The organism is Gracilibacillus sp. JCM 18860 (assembly GCF_055395245.1).
The window spans coordinates 3,068,576-3,084,435 of sequence record NZ_AP043868.1 but is presented as its reverse complement, the minus strand read 5'-3'; the positions used below and the strand labels follow the sequence as shown (position 1 = coordinate 3,084,435).

At 38.5% G+C, this 15,860-nt stretch carries 15 protein-coding genes; 1 reads left to right on the top strand and 14 read right to left on the bottom strand.

The features are described 5' to 3' along the window. Positions 1 to 93: 93 nt before the first annotated feature. From ACZ5R4_RS15650 to ACZ5R4_RS15625, 6 genes are all read right to left on the bottom strand, one after another. Positions 94 to 840 (bottom strand): aminoglycoside phosphotransferase family protein, encoded by a 747-nt coding sequence (locus tag ACZ5R4_RS15650; RefSeq protein WP_109985488.1) that lies wholly within the window; start codon positions 838 to 840, stop codon positions 94 to 96. A gap of 145 nt (positions 841 to 985) precedes the next feature. Next, complete coding sequence (locus tag ACZ5R4_RS15645; RefSeq protein WP_054860381.1) at positions 986 to 1,588, bottom strand: hypothetical protein; 603 nt, start codon at positions 1,586 to 1,588, stop codon at positions 986 to 988. Positions 1,589 to 1,692: 104 nt separating this feature from the next. Next, the gene (locus ACZ5R4_RS15640; protein WP_464367589.1) at positions 1,693 to 2,340 is read right to left on the bottom strand and encodes a bifunctional 4-hydroxy-2-oxoglutarate aldolase/2-dehydro-3-deoxy-phosphogluconate aldolase; all 648 of its coding nucleotides are present in this window, start codon (positions 2,338 to 2,340) and stop codon (positions 1,693 to 1,695) included. 16 nt (positions 2,341 to 2,356) lie between these two features. Continuing rightward, positions 2,357 to 3,310 (bottom strand): sugar kinase, encoded by a 954-nt coding sequence (locus ACZ5R4_RS15635; RefSeq protein WP_464367588.1) that lies wholly within the window; start codon positions 3,308 to 3,310, stop codon positions 2,357 to 2,359. Positions 3,311 to 3,326: 16 nt separating this feature from the next. Further along, complete coding sequence (gene dgoD, locus ACZ5R4_RS15630; protein ID WP_109985492.1) at positions 3,327 to 4,475, bottom strand: galactonate dehydratase; 1,149 nt, start codon at positions 4,473 to 4,475, stop codon at positions 3,327 to 3,329. Positions 4,476 to 4,493: 18 nt separating this feature from the next. Next, the gene (locus ACZ5R4_RS15625; protein WP_277679533.1) at positions 4,494 to 5,258 is read right to left on the bottom strand and encodes an IclR family transcriptional regulator; all 765 of its coding nucleotides are present in this window, start codon (positions 5,256 to 5,258) and stop codon (positions 4,494 to 4,496) included. A 327-nt stretch (positions 5,259 to 5,585) separates the two neighbouring features. Between ACZ5R4_RS15625 and ACZ5R4_RS15620 the strand changes: the two genes are divergently transcribed. Continuing rightward, positions 5,586 to 6,617, top strand: coding sequence for a glycoside hydrolase family 11 protein (locus ACZ5R4_RS15620; protein ID WP_425454601.1), 1,032 nt, complete (start codon positions 5,586 to 5,588; stop codon positions 6,615 to 6,617). A 218-nt stretch (positions 6,618 to 6,835) separates the two neighbouring features. Here the strand turns inward: ACZ5R4_RS15620 and phnE (ACZ5R4_RS15615) are convergent, their stop codons facing one another. The 8 genes from phnE (ACZ5R4_RS15615) to ACZ5R4_RS15580 all read right to left on the bottom strand — a co-directional run bounded on the left by phnE (ACZ5R4_RS15615) (position 6,836) and on the right by ACZ5R4_RS15580 (position 15,859). Beyond that, positions 6,836 to 7,642 carry a phosphonate ABC transporter, permease protein PhnE gene (phnE, locus tag ACZ5R4_RS15615; RefSeq protein WP_464367587.1) on the bottom strand — a complete coding sequence of 269 codons (807 nt, stop codon included), beginning with the start codon at positions 7,640 to 7,642 and terminating at the stop codon, positions 6,836 to 6,838. A gap of 16 nt (positions 7,643 to 7,658) precedes the next feature. Further along, positions 7,659 to 8,474: a phosphonate ABC transporter, permease protein PhnE gene (gene phnE, locus ACZ5R4_RS15610; RefSeq protein WP_464367586.1), complete on the bottom strand. Its 816-nt coding sequence runs from the start codon at positions 8,472 to 8,474 to the stop codon at positions 7,659 to 7,661. Beyond that, the gene (phnC, locus tag ACZ5R4_RS15605) at positions 8,467 to 9,246 is read right to left on the bottom strand and encodes a phosphonate ABC transporter ATP-binding protein (protein WP_277679536.1); all 780 of its coding nucleotides are present in this window, start codon (positions 9,244 to 9,246) and stop codon (positions 8,467 to 8,469) included. Before phnC ends, phnE (ACZ5R4_RS15610) begins: the two co-directional genes overlap by 8 nt. Positions 9,247 to 9,340: 94 nt before the next feature. Continuing rightward, entirely contained in the window at positions 9,341 to 10,393 is a 1,053-nt protein-coding gene (locus ACZ5R4_RS15600) for a PhnD/SsuA/transferrin family substrate-binding protein (RefSeq protein ID WP_054860383.1), read from the bottom strand. A gap of 154 nt (positions 10,394 to 10,547) precedes the next feature. Continuing rightward, complete coding sequence (locus ACZ5R4_RS15595; RefSeq protein WP_464367585.1) at positions 10,548 to 12,176, bottom strand: Ig domain protein group 2 domain protein; 1,629 nt, start codon at positions 12,174 to 12,176, stop codon at positions 10,548 to 10,550. 190 nt (positions 12,177 to 12,366) lie between these two features. Beyond that, on the bottom strand, positions 12,367 to 13,350 hold the full coding sequence (locus ACZ5R4_RS15590; protein WP_464367584.1) for a ring-cleaving dioxygenase: 984 nt from the start codon (positions 13,348 to 13,350) through the stop codon (positions 12,367 to 12,369). 204 nt (positions 13,351 to 13,554) lie between these two features. Beyond that, positions 13,555 to 14,382, bottom strand: coding sequence for an ammonia-dependent NAD(+) synthetase (gene nadE, locus ACZ5R4_RS15585; RefSeq protein WP_054860385.1), 828 nt, complete (start codon positions 14,380 to 14,382; stop codon positions 13,555 to 13,557). A gap of 13 nt (positions 14,383 to 14,395) precedes the next feature. Then, positions 14,396 to 15,859, bottom strand: a complete 1,464-nt coding sequence (locus tag ACZ5R4_RS15580; RefSeq protein WP_464367583.1) for a nicotinate phosphoribosyltransferase — start codon at positions 15,857 to 15,859, stop codon at positions 14,396 to 14,398. Between the last annotated feature and the right edge of the window lies 1 nt (position 15,860).

The following is a 15,860-nucleotide window of genomic DNA, read 5'->3' as shown; positions in this document are numbered from 1 at the left end:
GATTAGAAGCCTTCTATTTCTGTTATCACATGAAGGAAACCTTCTAATTATGATAGATTATTGTAATCTCGGAAAAGATTTTAATTTAAGGGATTAAGGACAGTATTTGTTTATAATCGCCATCAGCCGATCCTTACTCTCTGTTTCCACTGATTCAAATAACCTAGCTCCGGCTATAATTGGGGCCCATTGGAAAACATCAGATTTTAATAGACCACTTTTTTCACAATAGAGTCGCAAATACATTTCAGCTAATTCCAATGATAATTGGGAATATAGTAGATATGTGCGATAAATATCTGCATGAATATCTCCTGCGCTTGAGTCAACCCAATCTATAATGGAAATTTTGTTATCTGTCATAATCAAATTAAATAAGTGGAAATCTCCATGGCAAAGCCGTGTTTCAAAAATCATGGAGTCTAATTTTTCTATTAAATATGACTTTTGTCTTTTTGCCAAAATAGGTGCACCCTCGATTTGATGATGTAATTTTTTCACCATGGGTTCGATTGTTTCTGGAATAATGCTATGAATTTTTAGTTGTACATCGACAGAAATATCTAGATAGTATTCGGCATGTTCTTTGTTTTCAAAATATAAATCCGCTAATGTTTTACCCTCAATATATTCCATTATAATAGCTTGTTTTCCACCTATTTTCGTAACACTGTATACTTTGGGAACAGAGAGTCCACAGGAAAAGGCATATTCTTGCTTACTTGCTTCATAAAAAGCTTCCGAATCAGGCAGATAGTCATTGAAAACTTTTACGATTTTATTGTTATAAAGATAAATATCTGCCGTATTACCCTTAGCTATTGGAGCACCTAGAATCATTCCGTTCTCTCCCCTTTTAAGAACATTTACTAATACATAAAATTTGCTAGATTAGCCCGAGATTTCGAGTGTCCTACAGTTAATAACCCGCTTCTCTAAGAACATTCCCATTATTTTTAGGTGGGGGACATTCTTTCTTACTTTTCTATAACTTAAACTCAAAACCAGTTGCTTTATCGTAAGGTGTCTTACATTCTGTAAAAACGAATTGATAGCTAGAATGATCGTCTGGTAAAGCTGGTGCTACAATGTAAGTATACGAGGAGTGTTCTCCTGAACCTGAACCTCCTTCCCATCTACAATCATAATACTTTCCTTCTGCATCTATGGAAAGCCTATAATATAAGTGTTCCTCCCGATCCATATCTGACATAACATCATCTGGCATTCTATCAATGTTAAGACGAACAATACTAGCATTTTCAAATTGACTTATTACTGTGACAGTATATAGTATCTGATCCTTTTCAAATAATTTTAATATTGGTATATTTTTCATAAAACCTCTAGGCTTTACCTTTGGTTTATAAACCTCTTCATCTAGAAGTTGTGAAAAAATACTACGAAGGAAATCTTCATAGAAATTATATTTTTGCGACCATTCAGTGATTAGGGATGCTCTTGGAAAACCAGGATTATTATTAGAAAGGATTTTCCGTTCTTTCATTAATTTACATATTTGCTCATCGATTTTTTCTAATCGTTCATCATAATGGTCCGTTGGTGGTGCAAATCGCATTCGTCTCATTTTTCCATCTCCTACTCGATTTTATAGGTGTAAAGAAAAGCAACATGTAAGTATTTGTAACTACTTCATGTTGCTTGTCGTTTTAATTTTATAGGACGTTTTCTTTATTGTACATTATTTTGGAACGCTTTCACTTTCTCGACATATGCTTTTGCTTTTTCTGTTAATTCTGCTAGATCTGTTTCGGTATATTTCTTTTTTGCTTGTACTAATGAACCACCAAGCCCTGCAGCAACCGCTCCTGCTTGAAAATAGTCCATAATATTATCAAGATTAATCCCACCAGTTGGCATTAATGGGATATGCGATAATGGGCCGTTCACATCTTTAATATAATTTGGTCCTGCTGAACGTGCTGGGAACACTTTAATCACATCTCCACCCGCTTCATAGGCTGTTAAAATTTCAGTTGGAGTCAATGCACCTGGAATACTAACGACTCCATACCTTTTTGTCGTTTGAATCATATCAATATTCACTGTTGGAGAAAAGACAAACTGTGCCCCTGCCATAATCACTGCTCTTGCCGTCTCTGCATCTAATACGGTTCCTGCTCCAACGATCACTTCTTCAGGTAATTCCTCCCGAAGCTGTTCGATTACTTGTAAAATACGTGGGGTGTCAGCAGTGATTTCTAATGTATGGATCCCACCTTGATGAAGAGATTTGGCGACATCTAAAATATCATCTGGCTGGACACCACGAATAATTCCTACTAATCCATTTTCGTAAATATTTTGCAATACACTCAAATCTATTTCCTCCTCATTATCGACTAACGTCTTCTTTATTTGGTTGAATAAAATGCTCGATTTCATCCTTTTCTGGCAAGCCTTCTACATCTCCATTTACCATCGTAACCATCGCACCTACCGCATTCCCTCTTTTCACTGCTTTCATTAAGGGTAACTCATCTAAGAGCCCTGAAATAAAGCCTGCAGCAAATCCATCACCTGCACCGACAGGGTCCACCACCTGTTCTACTGAAAAAGATTCCACAAATCCTGACTGCTCCGATGTGTAATAGTAGGTTCCTTCTTTTCCAGCTTTTAATATGACCGTTTCGGCACCTAAGTCTAAGAAGCATTTAGCCAATTGATCAGGTCCCTTTTCTCCAAAAAGATAGGTAGCTTCACTTAAACCTGGCAAAATAATATCTGCTTCTGCCGCAATCTCTAGCATTACCTGTTGGGCCTTCTCTTTACTTGGCCAAAGTTTTTCTCTAAGATTAGGGTCAAAAACAACTTGCAATTCCTTACTTTTTGCTATACGTATCGCTTCCTTTATAGCCTGATAGCAACTCGTACTTAGTGCTGGTGTAATTCCGGTAATGTGTAAATATTTTGCTTTAGCGATATAATTCTCATCTATATCTGATGGTGCCATCTTGCTAGCAGCAGATCCACTTCGATAATATTGCACCCTTACATTCGCACTGTTGCGAAATTCTTTAAAATAGATACCTGTTGGCGCACTTTCATCCGTGTGAACGTGAGAAACATCGACGCCTTCTCCTTTTAGAAAAGAAAGGATAGCTTTTCCAAATTCATCGTTACCTACTTTACTAATCCAGCCTGTTTGATAGCCAAGTCTCGATAGTCCTATCGCAAAATTGGATTCTGCTCCTCCTATCTTTTTCGAAAAAGTGTTGGCATATCTTAATAGACCACTAGACTCTGGTGTAAACAAAACCATCGTTTCTCCAAGTGTTACCACATCCATTTTAGGTAGCCTCCTTTTACCATTCTGCTACAGTACCATCTTGATGACGCCAGACTGGATTTCTCCAAAAATGTCCTTTTTCTGCCATTTCTTTTACTTTATCCTCATTAATTTCTATACCTAATCCAGGACCTTGCGGGATTTTCACATGCCCATCCTGATAATCGAACACAGAACGATCCATAATATAATCCAGTAAATCACTCCCTTGATTATAGTGAATTCCAAGACTCTGTTCTTGAATGAAAGCATTGTGAGCGGTTGCATCCATTTGCAGACAAGCAGCTAAGGCAATCGGCCCTAATGGACAATGCGGGGCAACAGCGACATCATATGCCTCAGCCATCGAAGCAATCTTTTTACATTCAGTTATTCCACCTGCATGAGATAAGTCTGGCTGAATAATATCAACATATCCATCAGCAAGTAGCTTTTTGTAGTCCCATCTTGAGTACATTCGTTCACCTGTTGCAATCGGAATGCTTGTTTGATTGGCAATTTCCCGGAGTGCTTCATTATTTTCTGGTAAGACTGGTTCTTCAATAAACATTGGTCGATAGGCTTCTAATTCCTTTGCTAAAATTTTTGCCATTGATTTATGAACCCTACCGTGAAAATCAATGCCTATACCAATATAATCTCCAACCGCTTCCCGGACAGATGCTATGCGAGCGATAGCCTGATCAATTTTTTCATAAGAATCAATATATTGTAATTCTTCTGTTCCATTCATTTTAACGGCTGTAAAGCCTGCATCCACCATTACTTTCGCTGCTTTTCCTACATCACTTGGCCTGTCACCACCAATCCATGAATAAACCCGAATCGAATCACGACATGCTCCACCAAGCAGTTGATAGATTGGTGCATTGAAATATTTCCCTTTTATATCCCATAAAGCTTGGTCTATCCCTGCAATAGCACTCATTAGGATGGGACCACCCCGATAAAAACCGGAACGGTACATGACATTCCAATGATCTTCAATTCGAAGAGGATCTTTTCCTACAAGGTACTCAGCTAATTCCTGGACAGCCGTTTCGACAGTAGCAGCCCGTCCTTCCACAACTGGTTCTCCCCAGCCAACTAACCCTTCATCTGTTTCGATTTTGACAAAACACCATCTCGGCTCTACTAAAAATGTCTTAAGTTTTGTAATCTTCATTCATTTTTCCCCTTTCTGTTAATGCTTGAAAAACCCTAATTGTTTTGAAATGGCTAAGCTTTGGTCTACTATTTCTTTTGCTAATTCTTCTTTCACTCTTTCTTCCGTTACTCTTTCAGCAGGACCAGCAATACTGATCGCGGCTACTGCTTTGCCGTTATGATCAAAAACAGGTGCTGCGATACAACGGATACCTTTCTCATGCTCTTGTTCATCCACGGCGTAGCCTATTTCACGAATAAGCTTTAATTCTTTGAATAATGCTTCTTTGTCAGTAATCGTATTCTCTGTAAATTTAGGTAGACCTTTTTCTTCGATCATTTTATCGACTTCTTCTTTACTTATGCCAGAAAGTAGTGCTTTACCTACACCTGTGCAATGCATAAATGCTCTTCTGCCAATTTGGGAATACATTCGTAGTGTTTGCTCACTCTCCACTTTATCAATGTAAACGACTTCATATTGATCCTGCATACAAAGATGGACCACTTCTCCTGAGCTTCTTGCTAATGTATGTAGTGCTTCCTTTGCCACAGAGCGAATATCTAGATTATTCAAGAGAGAGCTAGCGATTACTAAACACTGAATCCCAAGACGATAGTCACCATTTTCCTCTTTTTGTTCTACATAGCCCCTATTAACTAGTGTACTTAGAAGTCTGTGTGCCGTGCTTTTAGCAAGCTCCATTTTCCTTGAAAGCTCTGTAATCCCTAACCCTTCTGGGTGCTCAGCTAATAACTCTAATATCGATAATGTTCGTTCAACAGATTGTACTTGGGCCATTTTTGCTTCTCCTTTTATTCCATTATACGGAACTATATTCTTTTATTTGGAACAATTATAGTTTATAAAAAAGAGAAATGTTCGTCAAGATAAAATTGGAAGTGGTTTCAATTTTATCTTGAACTAAAATTTTTTAAGTAATAGATATAGTTTCTATGGTAAAAATTGCACTCTATCTTTGTTATGATGGCGTTGAGCGTTATTAAAACGCTTTCAAAAACAAGAAAGGAGGCTTAAATCAGCTTATACTATCTAACAAAGGAGGATATTAGATTAATGCGAAATAAGACAAGATTATTTTTCGCCACATTATTTTGTTTAGCTCTGATGTTTCCTGCATCAAATGTACATGCTGCGATTACGAGCAATGAAACAGGCACACATGATGGCTATGATTATGAATTTTGGAAGGATGATGGTGGCTACGGAAGTATGACACTTAATAGTGGTGGTACGTTCAGTGCCGAGTGGAGTAATATTAATAATATATTATTCCGAAAAGGGAAAAAATTCGATGAGACTCAGACACATCAGCAAATAGGAAACATCTCCATAAATTATGGTGCGAACTATCAACCGAACGGAAATTCATATTTAACTGTATATGGATGGACGGTGGATCCGCTTGTAGAATATTATATTGTCGACAGCTGGGGAAGCTGGCGTCCACCAGGTGGAACTTCTAAAGGTACGATTACGGTTGACGGAGGTACCTACGATATCTATGAAACCACACGCGTCAATCAGCCTTCTATTAAGGGTACTAGAACTTTCCAACAATATTGGAGTGTACGAAGAACGAAACGAACTAGTGGAACGATCTCTGTTAGTGAACACTTTAAAAAGTGGGAAAGCTTAGGTATGGAAATGGGGAAAATGTATGAAGTTGCCCTTACCGTTGAAGGCTATCAAAGTAGTGGTAGTGCGGATGTCTACCGTAATACATTAACAATCGGCGGGAACTCCGGTGGCGGTGGTGACGATGGTTCTGGCAATACTACGAGGGTGGAAGCAGAAAATATGACTAAAAGTGGTCAATATACCGGTAACATTAACTCACCATTCAATGGAGTCGCTTTATATGCTAACAATGATTCCGTAAAATATACGCAATATTTCCAAAGCAATACCCATAGCTTCTCCTTACGTGGGGCCTCATCCAATCACTCAAATATGGCCGAAGTAGACCTTCTAATAGGAGGAGTGTATAAAGGAACCTTTTATTTTGGTGACGGTTATCCCGCTGTTTATACCATTGACAATGTTAGTCATGGAACCGGAAATCAAGAAGTGGAGCTTGTCGTAACATCCGATAATGGGGAATGGGACGCCTATGTCGATTATTTAGAGATCCATTAATAGGAGACTCCCAGTGAGGAAGTCCTCGCTGGGATCTTTTTCATTAGAAGTGGCGAGAAAACGGAGTATAGTGGCGGGAATGCAAAGGAAAGTGGCGGATATACTAAATAAATTGGCGGAAAAAGCTTAGAAAGTGGCGGGATAGCATCTCTAAATGATAAGCGAGTATAATAAGAAACATCAATAGATAAGAGCTTCCCCTCTATTGATGTATCATTTTACCCTCTCACTAATTTTGTTCGGATTTTATTAGATGTAAGCTCAACAATTAAGATGAGCACAACCAATCCAATTAAAATCGATCCTACTTCATTCCATCTATAGGCATTCATTGCAAAAATAAGTGGTGCACCAATACCGCCGGCACCTACTAAACCTAATATAGACGCTTCTCGTAAATTCATATCAAATCGATAAATCATGATCGAAAGAAACACGGAGAATAGCTGTGGAATGATGCCATATCGAATTTTTTCAAAGGTTGTACAACCAATGGATGTCATCGATTCAAAAATACTTGTGTCCAAATCCTCAATAGCGTCCACATATAGCTTTGCAAGCATTCCAATTGAAATGACGGCGATCGTTAAAACACCGGCAAAAGGGCCTGGGCCTGTTACACGAATAAACATTAGACCATAGACCAATGCAGGGACTGTTCGTATAAAAATAAGTAGCAATCTTGTGATAAAGGCAACTGGTTTTGGAACAACATTGGATGCAGAGAAAAAGGCAAGTGGGATGGCTAGAATTGATCCAATGATGGTTCCAAGAAATGCTATCGCAATGGTTTCGACTAATAAATAAGCTACCCCTTGAGTTCCTGTTGCTAATAACAAATCAAGATCTGGGCTAATAATTCCTTTTAATATACTTCCTGCAATGGATATTCCACTTTGTTCAAGATTTTCTATATTAACAGCAGTAATGGACCACGCAAATAGAACTACTAAAACAGCAGAAATCAGCAAGATATAGCGATTGTTTCTCGGGGCATGATATAATTGTTTTTCGACTAAATTCATGTATGAAAGACTCCTTTTACGTTAGCTTTTTCCTAAAATGCTCACTGATTGTTTCAATGAGAAAAACCGTGATCGCTAGCATCAATAAAATCATGCCAACACTTGCATAATCCCGCCAGCCTAATCCCTCGTTTAGCAATAAACCAATCCCACCAGCACCTACATATCCTAAAATAGCCGCATAACGCACATTTCCCTCAAAGCAAAACAATGAGGTAGATAAATAGTTTGGTAGAATCTGAGGAAAAATAGCATATCGAAACGCCTGGAGCTTATTCATTCCAATAGACTCCATTGCTTCAAATGCCTCCATGTTAGCATTTTCGATTTGTTCATAGAGTAGCTTACCGACATATGCTAGTGTGAATAGAAAAATAGCGACAGTACCAGCAAGTGTGCCTAATCCAAAAATAAAGGTGGCGATTAATGCGGATACTAATGTAGGCATTGTTCTTAATATGCTTAAAAAGACCTTCGTGATCATAGTGATGATTTTAGCTTTAATAATATTCGTAGATGCTAGAAATGCAACGGGAACAGCTACTACTGCGCCCAAAAAAGAGCCGAGAATGGACATTTTAATTGTGTCTAATAATGGTCGCCATAAACTTGGGAAGTATTCCCATTTAGGTGGAATCATATCCCCGATGATCACAAAAAACTCATACCATCTACTCATTAATTGCTGGAAATCAAAATTAGTAAATCGAAAAGATAAGATCAATCCAACAAGGACTAATACTAGAATAATAGGAGTTCGTGATCTCTTTTCCTTCACTACACTACCACTAGCTAGTACAATTTTTTTCGGTGGGAAAATTTTGTCATACATAAACTTTTTCCCCTTCCACTTCTTTCATTACGTCTTCTCGACTTTTGTAAATATGATCTAACACTTCCTCTGAAACATCTTTCGCACTGCCATCGTATACAATTCTGCCGTCTCGGACCCCAAGTATTCTATGCGCATACTCCAGAGCAATTTCGACATGATGAATGTTCATAATAACCGTTATACCCATTTCTTCATTGATCCTTTTAAAATCGTTCATAACTTGCTTAGAGGTCACAGGATCAAGGGAGGCGATCGGTTCATCTGCGAGAATAATCTCAGGATTCTGTGCCAATGTTCTAGCAAGCGCTACCCGTTGCTGCTGCCCCCCTGATAATTGGTCCACTCTTACAAATGCTTTATCCAAGATTCCGACCTGCTCCAATGCTGTTAGCGCCTTTATTTTGTGCTCTCTGGAGAAGATACCTGTCACCTTACGCCAGGCAGACAGTTCTGGCACTAATGATACCAACACATTTTTCAGCACCGAAATTCGTGTCACGAGATTAAAGGATTGAAAGATCATTCCTATTCGCTGACGAAACTTACGAATCTCATGTCCTCTTAATTTACCTATATCGATGCCATCAACGATCAGTTTTCCACGAGTGATATCATGCATTCGATTAATACAACGTATAAGTGTTGATTTACCTGCTCCTGATAAACCAATAACAGCAACAAATTCTCCTTTTGGAATTTGTATATTAATATCTTCTAATGCTTTCACATTATTGGGATACTTTTTTTCAACATTTTTAAATTCAATCATTGTGATTCTCCATTCTTGTTTGAAAGCTTCCTTCGTTCTTGAAAGGTGAGAAAATGAGAACATCAAAACGATGTTCTCATGCTTGCAATGCTCTTTAATTTAAGCTTTGCACAATCTCTTGTGCTTCTCGCTCATTATCATAATCCGATGACTCTGCTTCTTGATAGCCTTCATGGTTATAGATAGAAATAACTTCTTTACCTTTATCCGTTTTGGCGATATTAATAAATGCCTGTTGAATGGCTGCTTTCAATTCATCTGTCATCTTTTCTGAATTCTTGCTCACACTCACGGTGTCATTATAAATTCCTGGTGTCACACCAATTACATTCGTTTCATCCCAAATGGATGCTTTTCCTCCAAATTCATCTTCCCATGCTTCTGCATTATCTCTTCTAGCGTCTGCATAAGTGACCATCACATCAATTTGTCCTTTCGCTAAACGGGCAAATGCACTCCCATAGGAATCTACTTGAACGGCATTATCTAAATCTGCAATCGTCTTATCAAACTTCTCACGTAGCCAAAGCGATGGATAAATATATCCTGCTGGTGAAGAAGAGGACATGACTGCCCAGGAAGCACTGTTCACATCTTCAAATGAAAGCTCTTCTCCATTGTTTACTTTTTCCGCTAATGCTTGTCCTTTTTCGGAAGGGCCTGCAATCATAAGTGCGCGATAATAGGTTACTTGATCCTCTACCGCTTCTGTCGGTTTATTATCATTCCAATCCTTGGCATTGTCTGAATCATTATTTAAACCTGCTCGAGTTGCAGTTAATATTACTTCCGCACCATCATCATAAAGCACATATGTACCACCAGGAATTAAGCCAATATCTGTTGTACCTGCTGAAAGAGCTTCCCCAACTGCCTCATAATTGGTACCTACTGAAATATCTACTTCGCCAATCTCATAACCCTGTGTTGCCATCTCTTCTTTCAATAAATCCTTTAATGGTTCTGTTGCGGTAATGATTTCGTCTGGCTCTCTTGATGGTACAAAGCCAATCGAAAGTGTATCTATTTTTTCATTAGAACCTTCTCCATCCGTTTCTTTTTCTTTCGCAGAGCCTTCTTCTGTGTCACCACATGCAACTAGTATTGAAAGCAACAAGGCGATCACGATTAACCATAGCTTTTTCAATTTTTATCCCCCTCAAGTCATCCATATTTCCTAGACAATACCATCTTAAATTGCAAATATTAAGAAATAACCATATTTTTGTAAATTTTTTGTAAATAATAGAAATAGGAATACCCGATGCAGAGCATTCCTATTTCTTGTCCATCTAACCCGATTAAGGATGAATCTCCCAATTGTCAATATTAATTCGTTCACCAGATACACCTTCTACAAGAAGACGAAAACGAACAGGGTTTCCTTCATTAACTGTTATATCTTTCGTTGCTAAAGAGCTACCGCTATGATAAGGCCCTCCAATTGTTGACCACGAAGCTCCACCATTTGTTGACTTTTGGATAGACCATTTGGCACCACTATCATTGCCAAAATTAGCATGGGATAAAGATATACTTGATGCGCTATCCACGTCAAAATTCATTTCAATAGAACCTTCTACCCTAATTCTTGCTGCTTGCGTACCATTTTTCTTATCACTGGAAAGGTCTCCTAGCAGGGCATTATCAAAATACCAAGATCCTGAGGATAAGCTAACTGTACCTGCTGCATAGGCTCCTTTACTTCCGCTTTCAAAGTTTTCCATTGCATCATTCTCAATAGGATCACTATCTTCCGCCCCTTCATATCCATAGGATCCTGGGTCAAAGGTTGAGCGATCCCACCAATCGTAATCAGGCTCTGGTAGACTCCATGGCTCGGATTGAGGTTCAGTAGATGTCACAGGATTCTCTAATGCTAACAATTCGGTTTCTTGATCCAATTCCAAACCATTCACCTGATCTAAGGAGGTGTAGTTTTCCTGTACGGCCAACCAATTGATAAGATTGACAAGTAAAATATGATTATCTTGGTCATAAAATCCATCATATGTTTTCTTCGTTCCACCAGTTTCTTCTCGCTTATACTTCGGCGTAATGTCTTCTACTGGTGAAGAATCGCCTATCACCGCGACTTTTCCTAGATTTGATTTAGAGATAGCAACATATGGTCCTTCTTCTATCCCACCACCATTATAAACACCTTGGTCTACCGCATGTGACCAAGCCTCATTCGTTTCTTCGATATACACGATACCTTTGGCTTTATCCGAATCAGTAATCGCTACAGTAGAGCCTGCGTGCATGGTCATCGTTCCGACACCTTCGGTAATATCAAATGCTTGAGAAGGTTCTACAACTAGATCGGAATATACATTTCCTAGTGAATTGTAACGAATTCTGAACCCAAAGTTATCGGATAACCAATCAGAGCTTTCTACATCTTGCATATAAAAAGAATTTGCTTCTTCTGAACTCATCCCCTTGGCTGGATCCTGCCATGCACCTCGACGGTACCCGTTAAACGCTTCAGAGGAATCCCATCTATTCTTATTTCGATCGGCATTGTAATGATCAGCGATGAAAAAAATACTTCCACCCTGATGGACATAATCTAGCATTGCCTCCTGCTCACTGGTTGAAAAGGGTATATTAGCTTCAGGGATAACAAATACTTCATAATCATCTATATCATCTAAAGTAAACCTGCCTTCTTTTCTTAATTCCGTTACATAATATCCTTCCTCTGCAATCGCATCGGCAAAATCTGAAAAAGCGCCATCTATCACCCAATCTGCTGCGCCCGCTGTTTGCCCATGAGTATTATCGAACAAGACAGACTTACCATTTGCCGTTTGGGATGGTAATATTTCTGGAGCTGGATCAAGTGGACCCTCCGCACTTAAACTTGGAGCTAGTAACCAACTAAATAGAAACACAAGGCCTAATGAAACTAACTTTCTTCTCATCTTCTTCATCCTTTCAGAAAATTTAATTTCAAGTTCACCACCATCACTTCCTTTTTAAAGTTAGCATATAATTATTTTATTCCTATTGAAGCTCTGTTAACTCTTTGTAAAATTTTTGAAATTAAGCATACTTTTAAGATATGTAAAAAGACTTTCCTCCATAGTAGGAAGAAAGTCTCTTCAATTCCAATTACTCGTATTCCTTTTCGATTGTCATTGTACTTCTAACCGTGTCAATGTGGCGTACCATGCCTTCAATCTGTTCTCTTTTATCCTCTAAAAATGGTGGTAGGGAAAGCCTCTCCCCGAGTGTCTCGTAATCCTCATCACCCATAAATCCTGGGCCATCTGTGGCAAGCTCGAATAAAATCTGTGGAGCTACCCTTGTATAAAGAGATTGGAAGAAAAAGCGATCAACAAAGCCTGATGTTTGAAAACCGAATTGGCGATAATGTTTATCCCATTCTAACAATGTTCCTTTGTTATCTACCCGAAATGCGGCATGGTGTACCGTTCCGTACCCTTGCTGGGCCATTGGTAATACGACGTTTTCTTCGACAATAACTCTTGCTCCATTTCCACCTTCTCCCACTTCAAATAAATGGAAGGAATCTTCTTGTTCGATTTCTTCGAATTGTAATACCTTTTCCATCACTTGTTTAAAATAGGCAAAATCCTGTATCCGAACAAAAATTGGACCCAAGCCAGTGATGGCGTATTCTAACGGAATCGGACCATCTTGCCATGGGATCCCTGAGTCGACCCCAATGTTGTTTTCATCTGATATTAACTGATATTGTTGATCATCAAAGTCTACAAAGGATAATGTCTTTCTGTTGAATTGTTCTTTAATCCCAGTATGTTTTACTTCTAATCGATCGAAGCGTTTTTTCCAATATTCTATCGCTGCATCACTTGGTACTCGAAAAGATGTTTTATAGATCTCATTCGTTCCATGTGTTCCTTTTGGGATGCCTGGAAAATCGAAAAACGTCATATCTGTACCTGGATTACCTTTATCATCCGCAAAGAATAAATGATAGGTTTGGATATCGTCTTGATTAACGGTTTTCTTCACTAAACGCATCCCTAGAACATACGTGAAAAATTGATAATTTTTTTCTGCACTACTCGTAATGGCTGTAACATGGTGTACCCCTTTTAAACCATTCATCTGATTCATCCCCTAGTTTCGATGTTTTTGAAATTTACCATTGCTAATCGTTCGAAAGACCCCAATGATGGAAATTCATTTATCTCGAATTCAAGATAAATATAACATAGGATCTTGATTAGGTCAATTAGTTTGTATTCTATATAGACAGAAAGGCTATCCTTCCCATCCTATAAAAAGAAATGTTTAGGGTAGCCTCATGTTTTACTTCCACCAATTATCAAAAACAGAAATTGGCTCTTCTCTTTTATGCCTTGTTTTCATATACCAGTTCTCAATTGTTTCGGCATCTTGATCGCTAACTGGTTTGCCTTCTAGATAGTTATCTATCGCTTCATAGCTTACTCCTAATGCAACTTCATCAGGAAGCATCGGCTTATCACTTTCCAAATCTGCTGTCGGCGTTTTTAAGTATAAGTGTTTTGGGCAATCAAGCATTTTTAAGATTGCTTTCCCTTGTCGCTTAGTAAGACGATATAATGGAATAATGTCTGCTGCTCCATCTCCATACTTGGTGAAAAAGCCAGTCACTGCTTCGGCTGCATGATCAGTCCCAGCTACTACACCGTTAACAGATGCCGCAATATCATACTGTACCTTCATACGTTCTCTTGCCTTTGTATTTCCTTTTACAAAATCACTTAGTGGACCGATTTCTTTTTCCACTGCTTCCTCACTCGCATCTACTGCTGCTTTAATGTTTACGCGAACTGTTTTACTCGGTTGAATAAAAGCCAAAGCATCCAAACAATCTTCTTCATCCGCTTGTTCTCCGTACGGAAGTCTCACTGCTATAAATTGATAATCGTTCTTTCCGTTTTCCTCATTTAACTCATTAACAGCTGTTTGGCAAATATAACCTGCTAACGTCGAATCCTGACCTCCAGAAATCCCCAATACAACACTTTTCAAAAAAGAATACTTTGACAGATAATCTTTTACGAAATCGACACTTCGGCGAAACTCTTCTTGCGGATCAATTTCTGGTTGTACTTTTAGTTTTTGGATAATTTCTTTTTGCACTGGACGCATGTGATACACTCCTTTATTCTGATTTCACCATACCTTTAACACGTTGTTTGATTGCTTTTATCAGGTTCATTTTATTTTCCCAGCATTTTTCACTCAAATCAACAGGATATTCCTCAGGCTTCATTGTTCGCTTATACTCTTCCCATAAGAGATTCATATTTTCCGTTGTGTAATTTTGAATTTCCTGAAGACTAGGTGACTCATAGCAAATTTTCCCATCTACTACGACATCCTGATGTAAATCCTTCGCTGTGAAATTCGTCACAAACTTACTAATATAGGTATGGACAGGGTGAAACATCTTCAGCCTCGGCTCTTCCTGGGGATTCTCATCTTCTAAAGCAATATAATCCCCTTCAGAGTGGCCATTTTCATTATTAATAATGCGATAAACACGTTTACTACCAGGTGTAGTCACCTTTTCCGGATTAGCCGAAATCTTAATCGTATCCACCATTTCTTCATTCTCTTCGATCGAAACAAGCTTGTATACTCCCCCAAGGGCTGCTTGATCGTAAGCAGTAATTAGCTTTGTTCCTATTCCATAGATATCAATTTTGGCTCCCTGTGCCTGTAGGTTTAAAATTGTATATTCATCTAAATCGTTTGATGCGATAATCTCTGCATCTTTAAATCCAGCAGCATCCAACATTTTACGGGCTTTCTTAGATAAATATGCCATATCTCCACTATCTAAACGGATACCTTTAAAATTTATTTTATCACCGAATTCCTTCGCTACACGGATGGCATTAGGAACACCAGAACGAAGTGTGTCATAAGTATCTACTAAGAAGACACAATCATAATGGGTGCTCGCATATTTTTTAAATGCTTCATAATCACTGCGATATGCCTGTACCATAGAATGGGCATGTGTCCCTGCTATCGGTATGCCAAATAGCTTTCCTGCTCGGACATTGCTTGTTGCAGAAAAACCACCGATATAAGCGGCACGGGTTCCCCAAATGGCAGCATCCATTTCATGAGCTCTTCTTGTACCAAATTCCATCACAACACTATCACCAACAACATATTTAATCCTAGCAGCTTTTGTCGCAATCAATGTTTGATAATTCACAATGTTCAATAAAGGTGTCTCGATTAATTGTGCTTCTGCCAGTGGTGCTTCTATGCGCATAAGAGGCTCATTGGCAAAAACAACTTCCCCCTCTTTCATAGAACGTATCGTACCACTAAAGCGCATATTGCGTAAATACTCTAGAAAGTCGTCATCATAGCCGCCAATCTCTTTTAAGTAAGTCAAATCACTTTCGGTAAAACCAAAATTATGAATAAAATCCAATACCCGATCTAATCCTGCAAAAACAGCATAACCATTGTCAAAAGGCAGTTTGCGAAAATAGAGCTCAAAAACTGCTTTATTCTCTGCCATTCCATCTCTCCAATAGGTTTCTGCCATGTTTACTTGATACAAATCAGTATGCAGCATCAAGCTATCGTCTTCATATGTCATC